At 63.8% G+C, this 16,341-nt stretch carries 4 protein-coding genes; all 4 read right to left on the bottom strand.

Going from position 1 to position 16,341, the window contains the following annotated elements; genetic code table 11:
• Positions 1-26 precede the first annotated feature (26 nt).
• From F8G81_RS05980 to F8G81_RS05965, 4 genes are read right to left on the bottom strand one after another with little or no spacing between them, the layout of a single operon-like run.
• Positions 27-2,324 (bottom strand): 3'-5' exonuclease, encoded by a 2,298-nt coding sequence (locus tag F8G81_RS05980; protein WP_267278093.1) that lies wholly within the window; start codon positions 2,322-2,324, stop codon positions 27-29.
• Position 2,325: 1 nt separating this feature from the next.
• The gene (locus tag F8G81_RS05975; RefSeq protein ID WP_267278092.1) at positions 2,326-8,691 is read right to left on the bottom strand and encodes a DEAD/DEAH box helicase; all 6,366 of its coding nucleotides are present in this window, start codon (positions 8,689-8,691) and stop codon (positions 2,326-2,328) included.
• Positions 8,691-13,313, bottom strand: a complete 4,623-nt coding sequence (locus tag F8G81_RS05970; protein ID WP_267278091.1) for an Eco57I restriction-modification methylase domain-containing protein — start codon at positions 13,311-13,313, stop codon at positions 8,691-8,693. The genes F8G81_RS05975 and F8G81_RS05970 overlap by 1 nt, the downstream gene beginning before the upstream one ends.
• A complete protein-coding gene (locus tag F8G81_RS05965) occupies positions 13,313-16,174 on the bottom strand; it encodes a helicase-related protein (RefSeq protein WP_267278090.1) in 2,862 nt (953 codons plus the stop codon). Before F8G81_RS05965 ends, F8G81_RS05970 begins: the two co-directional genes overlap by 1 nt.
• Positions 16,175-16,341 lie beyond the last annotated feature (167 nt).

Below are 16,341 nucleotides of genomic sequence, written 5' to 3'. Positions count from 1 at the left end.
GTGACCGATCCTTATAAGTAATGAAACTACTTTGTACCAAGCAGCTCAGACGGTTTTCCGCTCCAGGACACGACCAAGCCGTCGCGGGCGCGTGTAGCTGCTACATATAGCAGCGACCGTTCACGTAGGATGGCGTCTGCCTGCTCCGCCGGCGCCAGGCCCTTGACCTGATAGGAAGCCGGCAGGGTTTGGTCCGAAATCCCGAAAAGAACCACTCGCGTGAATTCCATACCCTTCGACCGGTGCATCGTCATCACTGACGGCACGCCAGGGACCGTCGCTGCACTAGCTGTCCTGGCTTCGAGATCGCGTTCGTTCAGCCCGTTGACGACTTTGCCGATTTGAAAATTGGAGCGGACCAGGATTCCGACGGTCTCCAGAGGAACTCCCTCGTCTTTCCACTTCCGCAAATACTCCGCGAGGTTGTCCAGTTCCTGAGCGATCGACACAGCGGCTACTTCTTCCGGCCGCGGCCCTACCCGCGATGAGGTATAGCCATTGATCGACTCCTGATCGCCTTCAATATCCGTCACCGGAGCTCCGCTAAGTAGACCGACGGCGTAGGCCAGGTTCTGCCGGGTAGTGCGGTAATTGAGCGTCAACCGGCGTGAACGGCCGACGATGCCAATTCCGAAACGGGACAACGGGACCTTCTGGCCATAGATGCGCTGGTGCGAATCCTCCGCGATGAAAAGGTCATCCGATCCCTGCTCGACCAGCTCCCGGAGGAACAACCAGTGGCCAGCGTGCAGGTCCTGCGCTTCATCGATCAGCACATGGTCAACAAGACGTGCCCCGCTGGCCTCTGCACACTGGCGAAGCACCAGCGCTGCGAGGTGCGCCAGCTCCACGAACGAGGCATGCATCTCGATGCGGTTGTAGTACCGGTAGGCTTCCACGACTTTCCAGACAGCAAGCCGCTTCGCACGGTTCAAGGCTGTGCCGCGGCCGGCGCGGGGCACCTTTAGGTACTCGTCCTTGCCGCTGATGAAGTTGGGCAGGATCACCGTCTCGTACTCCTGCTGGAGGAATGTCGGATTGGCGAGCTCGAGTTCTAGCTGAAGATCGACGTCGGCCAGTGCTGACTCCCATTGTTGGCGGGCACCATCCGCGTCCAGAATCTTGCCCGGAGCAGCGACCTCCAGCCCGAAAAGATCCTTCATGGCGAGGCGCTGCGCAGATTCCTGTGCACCGCGAAACACCTTGCTGACCAGCGAATCGACGCCGGAGACAAAGATGCCAGCTGCGCCTGGCTTTGCAGCCCGGGGAAGGTCGGCATCCAGCTTCAATAAGCCACTTTCCAACGATTCAGCAAGGGTCGTGGTGTAGGTCGTCAGAACGATCCGGGACGCCGGTTCAGCGGCGGCCAGCATCCGGGCGCGGTGGAGAAGGACCACGGTCTTGCCCGTTCCGGCACCTCCGGAGAGGCGGAAGGAACCGTTGTAGTGGCGTTCCGAATAGACACGCTGTTCCGGATGAAGGAACGTCCGCCAGGAATCGAAATCTCCACCTTCGATGACCTTTTTGAGCTCGTTGGAGTTGTCGCCCACGAACGTAAATTGCATCTTCGTGGCGGGATGCTCCAGTGACTTCCGGATCTTCTCCTCTTCGGTCGCCTGCGGATCGTCCACGTAGCGGCTCAGCGCGAGCTTGTCTTGGACTTCCTGGACGGAGGCGCCTGCAGCCAGTTCAAGGAGTGCAGTTGCTTGCCACTCCGACGCGTCGTCCAAGACGTTCAGGAGATACTCGTCCGAGGACGCGGCGAATGCCCGGCCCACAAGATCTGCGGCGAGGCCAAGTTCTGAAACCAATCCAGCTGGATCCATGCCGCACCCAAGAAGCGGATTGGTCCAGGGTTCAGCGGTCCCGCCGCGATGGGACTCCGGCACCTCCACCGGGACCTGAGTCTCGACGTCAGGCTCCGGCCTCGGAGCATCGGGAACTACCGGAGAAACAGGAGGAAAGGACGGGGCGGCGGGTGTGTCGCTGTCGGGCGTGGAGGCCCGGATCACCTCGAGGACGCCGTTGACGGAGTTCACCTGAAGCACGCTGGAGCGGGCGATCTCGATTGCCTCGTCATGCGGCCAGGCGCCGTAATAGAAGTAGTGCGGGATGGTATCGAATGCGACCTTGAAAAGCACCGCCCGGTAGTTGAGGTCGATCCGGCCAGTTCGCACGCGGGGGTCCGCGGGCGTATGCATGGGTTCGATGTGAAGCCCGGGCGCGGTGTCGTCCTTCTGGAGCTTCTCGAAGAAGGAGTACACCTTGTTCTTCATGGTGCCGTCGATCTTGTCCTTTTGCTTGATCCATGTCACCAGCGCCATATCAAGCTCCCTTCGTCTTCAGCAGTTCGCGAATATCGTCAACGTCAGTTCCCACGAGGGTCCAGCCGGCGGCCTCAAGTTCAGCGCGCCCGTCGTCGCCGTCCAGCACGACCGCGATCTGGTACTGAGGCCAAGCGATCGAGACCGGCAGGCCGTCAACCTCGAACCCAAGTTCCGGCAGTACACCGATGTCCACGTTGGCAATAGCCAGCAGAAGAGTCTTCTCGAACTCGGTGGCTTGCTCCAACAGCTCGTTCCAGGCGGGGCTGAGCCCGCCGGACATCTCGAGGCGGGCAGCTTCTTCGTCTACTGATCCACCGGCACTCACGGTAGACATCACCGACCCAATCGTCAGACCGATGGGCTTGAACGCCAAGAGGTTTGAGAGCCGCAGCCACTCGCGCCAGGATGCTTCGTGCGCGGGCGAGCCGACAGCTTGCTCCCGGTCGTCCAGACACAGCCCGACGGCAATCGTGGACAGGCTCTTGGGGGACCCGGCCGCCGCGAACCCAAGGCTCCCCGAGCTGTACGTCCAGGCCGTGACCCCGCCAGGAGGGAGAGAGGGCTTCGCTCCTTGCGACAGCGCCGCGGCGTGCGAGTACATCACGTCGGCGTTGCCGGGCTCGGGCCGTTGCGCCACCAGCATGAGCGGCACCAGCTCCGAGAAGTTCGCCCAGGCTTCGGGATCAGGCCGGTTGACCCATTCCCAGAGCATTGTCATCGAGTCCCGGCCCAGCAAGTCCATGATCCCGGCGTTCACGGGGTAGTTGGCCATGAGCTGTGCATTGAGCTTGGCATTTGCCCAGGATGGCAGCTCAACTGGAACGTCGCGGCCAGCTTCGAATGCTTCCACGTCCTGCCACGTCACGGCCCACGGCACGGCGGCCCCGGACAATTCAGAGCTGTGACGGAGCTTGTCACGTTTGGTGGCGTCGTCCGCGATTCTGTTCTGTTCCGGGGACGCATGGAAGGCGAAGCCATCCGTGTAGATCGCCAGCACGGGGAAGTCCGGGTCCGGCGGTCCCTTGAGCAGGAAGTCGGGGCGGGTTCCGGCGACGTTCACCTGTGGGATGAGCTGCCATTGGAACTGCTGCCCGGGGATCCGGAAGGTGATGGTGTCAGCCAGCGCTCCGGGTGTCACCTTCGTGTGTGCGCCCACCGCTTTCAGCCGGTCCATCCAGGCCTTCCGGAACCGCTTTTCGAGCAGCGACTCGATCGAGGTCTCGGCGTCGGGCGCCTCTTCGGTGACCGTCCAATCGGAGAACGACGGCGGGACGGCGCCATCCGAGGCCGCCTCGCCGGAGCGCAGCAGCAAGCCAAGCAGGCGTTCGGCGCTGGCCCGCGCCACCTTGTCCACCATCCACGGATCGGCGAAGGGCAGCAGGCAGTAGTGGCACGCCAGCCGCTCCTCGACGCGGCAGCTGCAGTCCCGTACGGTCTGCCACGCGGCGTGCAGCAGCTCCCAGACCCGTTCGGGGTTGGCGAACTCGGCCAGGTAGCCGGTGCCGCCGGGCACTTTGTCGTGCAGCATCAGGGCAATCCGGCTCCCGCCGTGCCCCGGATCGTTGATCCGCAGCACTCCCAGATGGTCCGGGGCCCCGCCCAGGACTATCTGGAGGCCAAGCAGCATGGCTGCCTGGAGACTCGGCACCGAGAAGTCATCGCCGTAGGTCACGTCGAGGGGCAGATGCAGTACCACGCCCTGGGTGTTCAGTTCCCGGGCCAGCACAACTTCCCTGACGCTTTCTTGGGCTGCCTTGCGGTATTTGCACCAGAAGCGGTGCTCGGTGGGCAGATTCTCCTTGGAGGACTGGTCCAGCTGGCCGCAGTAGGAGCATAGCCGGAACATGGGTGTCCGGACGTCGTCGCCGGCGATGGTCCGCACTCCGCCGTTGGAGGCAGTCCGGCCTGTGTTGAGCCACCGGATGTCCACCCGGTTAAAATATTCGGCGCCGAAGTCGTAGCCCTCCACAAACCAGCGCTTCTGCAGGTGCTGCGGATCCACGTCCGCGGCCGCGACGATCGTGAAGCGTTCCCGCACGCGGTTGTCCCGGCGGTCGTTGATAGCTGCCTCGTCCCGGCGGACTTCGGCGGAGACCTTCTTCATGACTACGACGTCGAGGACCTGGCCCATGTCAGCGATGGCCGAGGTGCCGCAGCGCGCACAGTTCTGCACGGCCGCGGCGGCGCCGAGATCAGTCTTGATCCAGCCGCATTGCGGGCAGACCTGCCACTTTTGGATATGGCTTTGCTGCGGGCCCAGGTCCACGGCGTCGATCAGGATTTCCATGCCCTGCGCGTAGAACGTGGCACCCGGCGCGAATTCGCTCAGGGCAACCGAAGCTCCGCGGTTGTACGTAACCGTGTCCGTGACGAACTCCTGCGTGTCCGCGTCCTTCCAGGACAGCCCCACGTCCAGGCTCACCGAGTCGTCCAGGAGCGTGTAGTTCGGGAGCACACCGTAGGCCTCCAGGACCGAAATCCAGTACTGACCGCGGAGCTGCTTGAGCTGGTCTCGGATCATTTTGAGCGTGGCTTTGGCCGTCCGGACGGCCTGGTGCGCATCGGAGGTTTTGTCGTCCAGACGCTCCGCCAGGGCGGCAGCCTCCTCAAGCTCAGGCAGGGCGTTGCCGATTTCCTTGCGGCGGGTGTCCAGTTCGTCGACGTCGGCCTTCCACTCCCCCGCCGCCCGGATCAGCTGACGGGCGAGACCGCTCGGCTCGCCGTCGTCGGGCCGCGACGCCCACGCTGTCAGGCGGGCGGCGCTGTCCAGGGAAATCCGTTGGCCGAACTGGTCCAGGAACTCGGTGAGATACGCGGTAGCGTTCGTCGTGGCGTCCTCGATCAGGTCCCCGATGAACGATCCGGGCGCGACGTTCCCGAGGGCCTGGATGGCGTCCACGGGGTGCGGCCGGGCCACAGCCCGGGCGAAGCGGTCCGCGACGTGGGCCACATACTGGCGTCCCAGGATTTCTTCGGCATCCAGGTACGTGGCTGGTGGCCGGACCTCGCCGTTGATCACGGAGAGCGGTTCGTGGAGTTTGGGCAGGTGCTCGCCGCGGCCGCGTACGAAGGCAAGGACCAGCGAGTTGCCGGTCAGCCGGCCGGCGCGGCCTACCCGTTGCAGGTAGGAGGCCACGGACGTCGGCAGCGAGGCAAGCATCACGCAGGAGAGGTCCCCGATGTCGATGCCCATCTCCAGAGTGGGAGTGGCGACCAGGACGTTGGGAGCCTGCGGGTTGTCCGCGCCGGACTTGAACTGCGTTTCGTAGAGGATCCTAGTCGCGTCGTGGAGCAACGATGTGTGTTCCCGGGCCACCACCCGCTTACTCTCGCGTGAGGAATAGAGGTCCCGGTAGAAGTTGCGGGCGTCGGCGGCGTGGCGTTCCAGGGTCCCGCTGCAGCGGACCAGGGTGCAGGGGCCTCCGACCAGCTGGTCGATGACAGTGAGACTCCCGGGGGTTATGGCCTGGCAGACCTTGCACTGGACGGTGTGGCGTCCTGCGGCCAGATCCTCGGCGTCCGGTAGGGAGAGCACGATCTTCTCCGGGTCGAGCCAGTAGACATCGGCGCCGGAGTTCGTCTTCGAGCTGCTGAGAGTTCCGTCGTCGGCGAGTGCGGTGATAAGTGCCTTGGCAAGGTAGCCGCTGTCTGCGGGGGCGACGCCGAGGCAGCGGCCTGTCCATCGTGCGTACCAAGATGCCGAGGACGTGACTCCGTCCAGGTTGTCGGTGGCTGCGGCGGCGCTGCCGATCCGTGGGAAGGCCGGGGCCGGCCGGCCGGAGGGGAACGCCGGCATACCTTCGCCCTTGGGCCGCCCGCCCCAGATTTGCCAGCGCTTGCCGTCAGTCGCGATGTAGCCTTTGAGCCATTCGTGGTGGACGCCGCCCTGGAGCCGGACCCTTTCCACGGTGCCGCGGATCCACTGCAGGAGCTGCTGCTGCGTGGGCGCGGTCTCCCCGACCATGGTCTGGTGGACGGCCGAGTCGTAGGCCTTCCGGGCCACGGAGAGCATGCGGGTGGGGTTGCCGGCGTCGGTTTCGACGGCCAGGGAGCCGGTGAGTTCCAGTGTCCTGCCGGTCCGGGACTGTAGACCGAGCTCCAGGAGGGCGTCGAACTGCAGCCGGCGCTTGGCGAAGCGCCGGGCCCGGACGCGTTCCGCCGGGGAGGCCTTCGGATCCCAAAAGGGGCGGAAGCTTTGCCGGTCCACGAATTCGGGCGCGATCAGCTGGTACCGCGCACCGGGTGTGTCCGCGCGGGCAATCGCGGCGTCCACGAGTTCCGAAAGTGTGGCGGGCTGTTCGCCGAGGGCGCGCCGCAGGGCGGTGCGGAGCGTCATGGTGTGCGAGCGGGACTGGACGTACCCGGCCCGGTGCGCGGCGTCCTGGACGCTGTCGGTGAAGACGAGGGCTTTCTTTTCCTCGTCGTTCAGGCCCTCGGCGCCGAACAGGTTGGAGATACTCACGGAGAGCATGGTGGCGATAGCGCTGCCCATGAAGGCGATGCCGTCCTTGGCCAGGCAGGACGGGCAGACATCCTTCTTGGAATCATCGTCGGCGTCTTTGCCGGTGAGCATCAGGACAGGGATAACCCGCCCTTCGGCGAGGTCGGCGCTGTCTGCTTTCGGAGGGGTGGTGGAGAGGCCGCGGTTGACGGTGTGGAGCCAGTGCAGGCCCTGCACCTGCTCCGAGCCGTCCTGATGGAATTCGATGATGTCAGCCTCGGCAGCGGCCGAGATAAGAGTCCGGAAGCGCGGGTTATTGGTGACGCGCGCTTCACGGATCTTCGAATCATCCAGCTCCAAGTCCAGGCCGGTGGGGGCCAGGACAGCGCCCCAACCCGAGCGGCCGCAGTGCCGGCAATAGAGCGCCGGGAGAAACATGTCATGAGACTGGTCCACGCCGTCGTCAGCCCAGCGGAAACGCGACGACGTGTCCACAGCAGCGTCCACACGGGACATCTCACGGATCCACAAGTGCGTCTCCACCGTCAGAGCGGCCCGGCCGTAGCGGGCGCGGATGTGGCTGAGCAGAGCGATGACATGGGAGATAAATTCTTCCGCGGCGTCCGACCTTACCCCGGCGGGCAGCGAGTGGGCCGGGAAAATCGCATTGGTCAGGTCCGAGAGCGCGACGGCGGTGCTCGCATGTCTCAGCAGGGCGGCGGTCAGCGGGTGTGTGCGTATTGCGTCCAGAAGGTCTGTGGGGCGTTCGGTGAAGAGTGCGTCCAGGACGGGCCCGACGACGGCTTCCGGGCCGTCGCCGATCTCGCGCAGTTCAGCGACAGCGTTGTTGGTGGTGGTGATGTCGAGGGCGACGGCGTGAAGGTCCCGACCCTGAACTGTTCCGCTGCCGGCCCCTGTCCAGGCCTCCTGGGTGAAGCGCGATTCGGTTACGACGGAGTCGAGTGGGAACACCTCGCCAAAGACAGTCTCGGCGAAGCGGAGCATCGCGTCTGGGTCGCCTTTGCTGCCCAGGGTCGCGGACGTGGCGACGGGCGTGGCCCGGCCGAGCGGCCGGGCGCGGTCTTCCCCACTCAGCCCGTGGGGATGGTCCGTCAGGTCGTCCGGCCAGTAACTCTTGAGCGTCAGTCCGAGCCGGCGCAGCAGCATGGCTACGTCGGTGCCTTGGGCGCCGTCGTAGGTGTGGAATTCGTCGAGGACCACGTATTGCAGGCTGGTCGCGGACTTCTGCCAGAGGGGCGCGTCGGTGTGACGGAGCAGGAGCATGTCCAGCATCTTGTAGTTGGTCAGCAGGATGTCCGGCGGGTCCTGGTGGAAGACGTCACGGTCATTGATCAGGCCGTCCGGCGCGACCCGGGTGCGGTTGGTGTCCTTTTGGCCGGTGTAGATGCCCGCGGTGACCCCGGAGAGCTCCGGATGCGTGGTCAGCAGATCGGCCAGGCGCTTGGCCTGGTCGTTGGCCAAGGCGTTCATCGGGTAGAGGATGAGAGCCTTGATGCCGGTGATTCCCTCCCGTTTGGCGCGCAGCACATGGTCCAGGATCGGGTAGAGGAACGCCTCCGTCTTGCCGGAGCCGGTGCCTGTGGTGACCAGTGTGGGTTCCGGGCCACCGTATCCCCCACCGGCGCCCTTGCTGCTGAGCCGTTGGAAGGCCTTGGCCTGGTGGCCGTAGGGTTCGAAGCCCTCGCACCAGTCCAGGCAGTCATGCCAGCCAGGCACGGCAGTTTCGAAGGGAAGCCGCAGCCGGACATAGGCACCCTTGAAGAGCCCCTGCTCCGGGTCGGCGAGGAAGCCTTTGATGGCTGCCTGCGCGTTCCCGTCCGTGAGCGCGAACGTGGTGGCGAGGTAGTCGGAGAGCCCGCGGCGCAGGTCCCCGGCCTGGGACGTGGGCAGAAGCTCTGACATCAGGACCTCGCCTCCATCATGCCGGAAAAGTGCGCATAGGCCTTCCGCATGTCTTCCTCGCGGTCGAAACTCTGGAACGGAAACTCAAAGACGTACTCGACACCGCTGTGGGGGTGCGTCCAGGTGCGTTCTTCGAGGGTCAGGCTCTCGCCGACCTTACGATAGAGGCGGTTCATGTCGCCGGGAACTTTGCGGCCGTTGGCGTCGTAGAGGTCGTTCTGTTCGTAGCTTCGGAGGACCGGGAATTGAGTTCGATATATGGTGCAGAGTTCGTCGGCTGTTACCCCCAAGGACAGAGCCGTCAGCACATCCAGCTCCACTTGCAGGGCGCGCCGTTCAGCTGCTCTGCGGACAACGGATTTGCCAACCGCGGCACTGCCCGCCTCAACCCTCAGAGTCGCGAAGACCTCGGTAAGCGAGATAAGCCTCAAGAAGTTCTCCACAATAAAGTCGACAAAGGGCGACTTCATATCGATTGGAAGCCGACCGATGTCGTCGCCGGAAATTTTGGAAGCGCCGACGACTTTCATGAGGAAGTCAGCGACCAACGATGATGAAACACCAGCTACGGCCACTAGCGTTCGAGCGTCGTCCGCGACAACCAAGCCAGCAGCGTAGACGTTGTCGACATGCGCAGCGCCTGGCGGGATAACCGAAGGATGCAGCGTTCGAGCCCCCGTGACGGCGGCCATTCTTCGCCAGACCATGCGGTATTGGCTCCGTTGCTGAAGGGGTCGTCCATCGGCTGACACCCACGACCCGAAGCTGGAGTTATAGAGCGGCCCGTCGCCCACGCGTTGATAGCTAGTCCGCGGAATGAAGTCCGAGGGTAGTTCCTCAAGATCAATCTCGGTCCAGTCTTGGTTGCTCCGCATTGTGGGGTTTGGTTCCTTGAAAAACGGATTCGCTACGGAGAAGTGCGGGCCCTGCAGGATGACATCGTCCCAGCAATCAGGAACTGCTGAGCCAACCTCGAAATACCCGTTCTTCCGGTCTGTCGTCTCATTCCATCCGGATGAAAACTGAAGCCCAAGGTCCCGTATGCGAGGCGCTTTGCTCAGTTTTTCGAGCACTCGGGAGCTTGCCCGGTTGACGGGATATACCATTCGGGCCTGCACGGCGGGCGTTCCCGGCTCGTCCACGATATCCGCCCAGACGGCCAATACGGATTCGTCCACGTTAATGATGCGCTGGGCATGGGGCCTGGTATCCCAGTTGCCCTCTCCGTCCTTAAGACCAGGCACCTCTCCCGAGCCGTCGTGGACCTCTGAACGTGGGACTGTGTCGGGGTGGTACAGCGAGGCCGCCATTCGGAAGTGTGGAGACTCCTGACGCGCACCGTAGACGTGCACCCCGAAGAAGACACCGTCGTGAACTTCGTCAAAAAGAAACATCGCGTTCCTGAACTGCCAGTGCCTTCGGAGCCGGCGGTAGGTCTCGCCCCTAAGATGTGCGGCCTTCTTCTCGGTGAAATGCGATTCCGGGTGAAGAAGAGCAACGACCCCGGTCTTCGAAATTGAGACCCACGTCCGCTCCATGAAAGACCTATAAAGGTCCGGACGGAGGCCAGTCAAGATCGGGTAGGAAGCGGGCGACGTAAGAAACTCACGAACCGACACGATTCCGGCAGCTTGCGAACACATGAACTCGATCTGGGTAAGATCCGCCTTGGCTAGGCGCTGCTTTTCGGCCTTTTGCGCTTGCGTCTGTTTGTCGTTCAGCTGCCACCACGGATCAAACTCTGAGTAAATGGCGTTCTCGTCCCAGTCGGGTCGAACCCAAGGCGGGTTACCCACCTGAAGATCGAAGCCACCGCGTCCAAACACTGAAGCGAAGTCCAGCTCCCAGTGGAAGAAGCCCTGATCGGCTGCGATATCCTCGCACACCTGCAGCCATGAATTTTGTTTCTTTGCGATCTCGATGTCGGACACCAGAGCAAACTCAAGGTCGGCCCTTTCGGCGTCATTCAGTTCCGCCCAGGTCGATGCAGCGCCAAAGGTCTGCTGCCCTGCCATCTTCGACTCTTTGCCTTGCAGGCCTAGGATCATTTCCAATGCTGCGAGCCATTCGTCCAGTGTCGGCGGTTTTGCCCCGCCGGTCGCGCGATCGGTCAGAGGCCAGAACCACAGCGCGTTCCACGCATCCATGACCCGGCGGAGGCGCTGGTATGCACCGTTCGCGTCGTTGAGGGTTTCCTCGATCTGTTCGCGGGTGACGGCCTGTACCCGAGTGCATGCATCGCCAGGCTCAACAGCCGAGGGGTGTTTGCCGAAGTAGTCGATGTCCCGGCGAGCCTCAGCCTCGGCGACCTGTAGCCGGCGCAGCGTGAGCTTCCACAGGGATTCGACCCGACGCCCGAGGTTCACCATGCGGTCGATCTGCGTCTTGCTGGGTTTGGACTTGATCTTGGTGCGCCAGGCCTTGAGTTCTTGCTGGGCTTCCCCCGCTAGGTCCTTGACTTCCTTGGCGTCGGCAGCCGCGCCCCAGCCCTCGGCCGCGAGCAGGAAATGGTGGATGCGGCCCACCACATTGGGATCGTCGGTCTCGGCCGTCATGGCTTCGACGAGCCCGGTCAGGGGCGCATCCTGCGGGGCGCTCTTCAGCCATGACTTGTCGCTGACTGCCTGCCGCAAGTACGTGGCCCGGCGGGCGCCGATCAGCGAGTTTCCGCGGCGCAGACGCAGCCCGAACCACGGCGCCTGCAGGTCCTTCACCATGGTGTCGAGCCAGAGCGAGACTTCGGCGAGTTCCACCGCGGTCGAGTTCAGGTCCACGCCGTGGACCTGGTGCAGAGCGATCTGGGCCTTGACCTTCTGAAGTTCCTGCGGGTATTCGTCCGCGGGGATCCGGACGTCCAGCTCATCCTGTTTGCGCTTCAGGTACTCATCGGCGAGCTGGCGGACAGCTTCCAGGGCGAACGCGCCGGATCCCAGGGCAGGCTCGCAGACCGTCAGGTTGAGGATGTCGTCCGCTGCAGTCTTCTGGTTGTTTTGGTCCAGCAGCTCTTCGAGCGCCTGGGAGACGACGAACTTGGTCAGCACCTCAGGGGTGTAATAAGAGGCAGACTGTTGGCGTTCGCGGCCGGCGAGCCGGAAGACGAACGAGCCTCCGGGGTGCAGCACCGGGCGGCGCTCACCTGTCCGTTCGTCCTCTTCCACCACGAAGTGCTTGGCGTCAATGGACTCGGACCGGTCAACGGGGACCACCCAGGAACCCTTTTCTGGATTCCCGTCTTTGGCCACCTCGTGGAGGGGCTCTGCGGCAATGAACCCCGTGTAGGACATCAGGCCCTCATAGACGGCTCCGAGCTGGTTGATGCCCAGTTCCGCGTAGGAAATGAAGCCCCGGTCCTTGCCCTTGGCTTCTTTGCTGAGGAGCAAGTGCTGGAGGACTCGTTGCAGCTCGGCATTGCTGAGCTTGGTGCCGTTGATGAGCGACGTTGCGGCCTCGTGGAAGAGGTCGGCCTTGAGCGGCTGGAAGACCAGGCCTTCGTTCTCGCCGGAGGCATCGTCAGAAGGGTCTGATCCTGCAGGGGCGTGGCCGTTGTCCACCAGGTGGAACAGCTGGGCGAGGGATTCGTAAATGTGGGTGCCGCGCCGGGACGCCGGGGACTGGATGTTGACCAGGGTCAGTTCCCTGAGACGGTCCAGGCCGTAGCCCTCGTTGTATTCGCCCGCGCCGACGGGGAGAACGCCCATTTCCGAGGAGGCCTCCGCGTAGAGCAGGAAGAGAATCCGGTAGAGGAACCGCAGGGACTGGCGGGCCAGGACCTGGCCGTCCACGTCTTCGATGCCCAGACCTGCTGCACGGCGGCGGTTCAGGACATCGTTGGCGATGATTTCGATGGAGCGCCGGATGCCTTCGCGAAGATCCTGGGAGACGCCGACGGTGTGTTTGACGGAGGCCTCGAGGACAGCCTCCCACCAGATGGAGCCGTCCGGTGTCGGCATGAGAGAGTCACGGCCGAAGATCGCCAGGAACCGGTCCGTCTCGGCGTTTTTCTTGGTGTCGTTGCGGTCCGCGACCAAGAGCGCGTCTGCTGCGAGGTAGCGGCCCTCGGCCCAGCGTTCCTGTTCGGTCAGCACCAGCCACCGGCCGGCCATGATGACGACAAACTTCGGCGCCTTGTCCGAAAGGTAGGCCTCGGACACGGCTTTCGCCACCGTCAGCGCCGGGGACGGCTCTTTTCCATCCACTTGGACCCGTCCGAGCGGCAGAGCCGTGGACAGGACGTCTTCCAGCGCGTCAGCCGGGGCGGCCTCGACGAACAGGACCTCGGAGTTCTCCGTGGCCCACACGCCGGGGACGAGCGTTTCGGTGCCGCTGCGCTCGAAGGTGACGGCCGCCGTCGTGCCCGTGAAACCCAGGGCGCCTCGGAGGAGAGCGTAAGCTTCGGACGCGCCCGCCGGGTCTTCCGAGAGCCCAGCGAGCAGGATCTGGAGGCGTCCGCGGACCTCGGCGAAGCGGGTCGGGGTGGTTGAGTGGCCTTGTTTGCCTTCCTCGTCCCAGTGCTTGCGGAATTTCACGACCTCGGCCTGGAAGGATTCCTTGGTGGAGTCCGTGGTGAAGAAGTGTTCGCTAATCCAGTCTTCGCCTACAACGATTGAATCAAAGGACGGCATTACTGGTCAGCACCTTCCGGGATGGCGACAGGGGTTGCGCGGGGAACAACGATCAGGAGGGGTCGGACCAGGCGTTGGGCCGGGGCGAGCGACTCCGCGATGCGCTGCTCCTCGCTGACACGCTCGCGTTGCTTTTTCACTTCAGCCCGCTGCGCGAAATCGAAGGACAGCTGGGTCCAGCCCGTGGCGCGGTCTTTCCAGGCCTGCAGCCGCTGGTTGGCGGAGTCGGCGGCGGCTTCAAAGGTCAGCTGCATGGTCTGCCGGGCGCTCTCCACCGCCTGCGGCAGCAGGGCCTGCAGTCCGTGCACCGTGACCGGTCCGGGGTTGTTCGCTTTGGCGTTGACGCCGATGCTGCTCAGGTGCTCGCCCAGATCCTCGAGGGGTTCGGAGAGACAGAATGTCGGGTTGGCGGGGTCGGGGAAGTCCACCGCGATGAAGGCTTTGGAGACCACCTGCCCGCGGCGGTTCATCAACGTTCCCATGAGCAGGACCTGGGCGGCGTCGACGTCGCCGCGGACAACGAGGACTTCGCTGCGTGACATCGAGGACAGGGCCCGGTCACTGGCCCAGTCCAGGACCGGGTGGAGCGGGCCGAGATAGTGTGCCTCGGGCCAGCTCATGTCATCGGATTCGCGGGCGCGGTTCAGTTCCCGGGTGCCGGCGTCGACGGTTGTGGCGAGTTTGAGCCGCTCGGTGACCCGCCGCTCGGACAGGTAATCTTGCGGGAGGTAGCCCAGGCGGTGCTGAAGGTCGACAGGCGGGTTGAGTTCGGCGAGTCCGTGGCCAGCGTGGACGGTCCAGCCGAGGACCTTGTGTGGATCACCGAAGGCCTCGTTGAGGGCTTCATCCAGGAAGTCCAGGTCCGTGGAGTAAAGGCCGAGCGGTTTCTCGACCGGGACGGTCTCGGTTTCCCCTCCGTCCTTCATGGCCTCAAAGTCGAGAAAGTCCCAGAGGTCGCCCGAGTCCGGATCGGCGTCGGGCTCCCCGACAACGTCCTCGAAGTCCTTCTTGCCGAGCAGGACGTCGCGGATGGCGTCTTCCTCCTGCTTGACGCTGTACTGCCCCATCAGGGAGGCGACGTCGTTAAGGACCGTGTGGGCCTCGTACTCTCGTTCCATCAGGCGCGTGAGGACTTTGATGTCGCCGGAGAAGCGGGTGTTGTGCGGGTTCAGGAGCAGGGTGGTGATCTGCGGTTTCTGGCGCTGGCCAAACCGGTCGATTCGGCCGTTCCGCTGTTCGATCCGGATCAGGCTCCAGGGAATGTCGAAGTGGATCAGGTGATGGCATTCGGCGTGCAGGTTCACACCTTCGGACGCAACGTCGCCGGTGACCAGTACACGCAGCGGGCTGTTCCCGCGCTTGAACTGGTCCACAATGCTTTGCTGTTCGACGTCACTGAGGCCGCCGTGCAAGAGGCCGACGTTCTCCGGTTTGAGGCCGAGGGCCTTGGGCAGCGTCTCCTGCAGCCATTTGAGGGTGGCGACGCGCTCGGCGAAGACAACTGCCCGCATCGGGGAGCCCTTGCCGACGCCGATCTTCTTCAGGTAGGTGACGAGCTCGGTGTACTTGGCGGATTCGCCTGTGTTGGCGGCTTCGGCGAGCTTGCTGAGGCGTTTGAGGGCTTCGGTTTCCTTGGCTTCGGAGGGGGAATCGGCGTCGATCTTCCTGAGACGCTCGTTGACCGTTTCAAGAAGCGCGGCGGGACTGGAGAGGAACGCCTTGGCAAGGATCCAGGAGAACAGCGCGCCGTTCTGCCCCGAATAAGGCGCCGGTCTGCCTTCGGGGTAGAGCCAGACGTCGGAGAGTTCCTCGGCAATGCTGTTCTCCGCCGCGGATGCGGACACGAGCCGGTTGTCCGGTTCCTCCCGCTCGGCCCAGTCCGCGCCGACTTCCTGGGCGACTTCCGGGCTGTGCCGGTGCCGGCGGATGATGAGGTTCTCGACGTGTTTAGGTTCGAAGGTGCCGTCCGGGCGGACCGCCGTGGGATCCAGCAGGCGCAGGATTTCTGCGAACGACTCGTTGCGTCCGTTGTGCGGGGTTGCGGAGGCCAGGATGAGGGCTTCGGTGTTGGGCGCGAGAACCCGGGCGAGTTCGTTGTTCATGGCTTGGGTGTTAGTGACGTTGTGGGCCTCGTCAATGACCACCGCGTCCCAATGCAGCTTGCCGAGCTGAGCCCTGTAGCGCGGGCTTTTGAGCGTGTCCATCGAGATGATGGCGCGCTTGTAGTAGGTGAAGGGGTTGCGGGTGGCCGGGAGCTTCTGCCGGATCTTCTGGATGCCTGCGGAGTCGAGGCGGACGAACGGCAGCGCGAAGCGGCACCAGAGCTCGTGCTGCATCTGCTCCAGCACGTGGCGCGGGGTGACGATAAGGATGCGTTCGCCGCGGCCGCGTTTGACCAGCTCGCTGAGGATCATGCCGATCTCGAGGGTCTTTCCGAGGCCCACGGCGTCTGCGATCAGGATGCGCGGGCGGATGTTCTTGGTGTCCAGGGCCTTCGCGACGGCGATCTGCTGGTACTTGAGGTTCCGGGACAGCATACGGGGGGAAACCGTCAGGTACTCCGCTGACTGCGGTGTCGGAGTCTTGCGAAGAGTGGTCTCCAGGAACAGCCGGGCCCGACGGTAGTTGGGGGTGTCATCGGCGACGACCTTGGACTTGGCTGGGTCAACGACTTCGATGGTGTCCAGTGCGGAGTAGAAGGCGGCGGTGGTGTCCCTGACAAGCTCGCTGAGGCCCTGGACCTTGATGAGGGTGCCGTCTACCGATTTCTCGACGCTGGTGACAAGCCAGTCCTCGTCACGGACACGGACTACCGAACCGGGTGCGACGTTGAGTTCCCGGTGTGTGGCTGTAACTGTCAAGACCTGGCTCCTGTACTTCGTGGGTTCCCCATGGGAGCTTTCTTCCGGCTTGCTGCCGAAGCCTCCCGACGAAAGGCCCCTCAGTCATTATGTACTGAGGACCTTTCAGGTTGCTCATACGGCATGACCACGGCCGATGTCTCGCGGTTGTGTAAAAGTCCAGATCC

Source organism: Arthrobacter sp. CDRTa11, assembly GCF_026427775.1.
In the GTDB taxonomy this organism is placed as follows: domain Bacteria; phylum Actinomycetota; class Actinomycetes; order Actinomycetales; family Micrococcaceae; genus Arthrobacter.
This window is presented reverse-complemented; position numbering and strand designations above follow the sequence as displayed.

Excerpts from the sequence above, each read along its gene's own strand:
- F8G81_RS05980 (WP_267278093.1), bottom strand. The coding sequence starts at position 2,324 with ATGGCGCTGGTGACATGGATCAAGCAAAAGGACAAGATCGACGGCACC.
- F8G81_RS05970 (WP_267278091.1), bottom strand. The coding sequence starts at position 13,313 with ATGCCGTCCTTTGATTCAATCGTTGTAGGCGAAGACTGGATTAGCGAA.
- F8G81_RS05975 (WP_267278092.1), bottom strand. The coding sequence starts at position 8,691 with ATGTCAGAGCTTCTGCCCACGTCCCAGGCCGGGGACCTGCGCCGCGGG.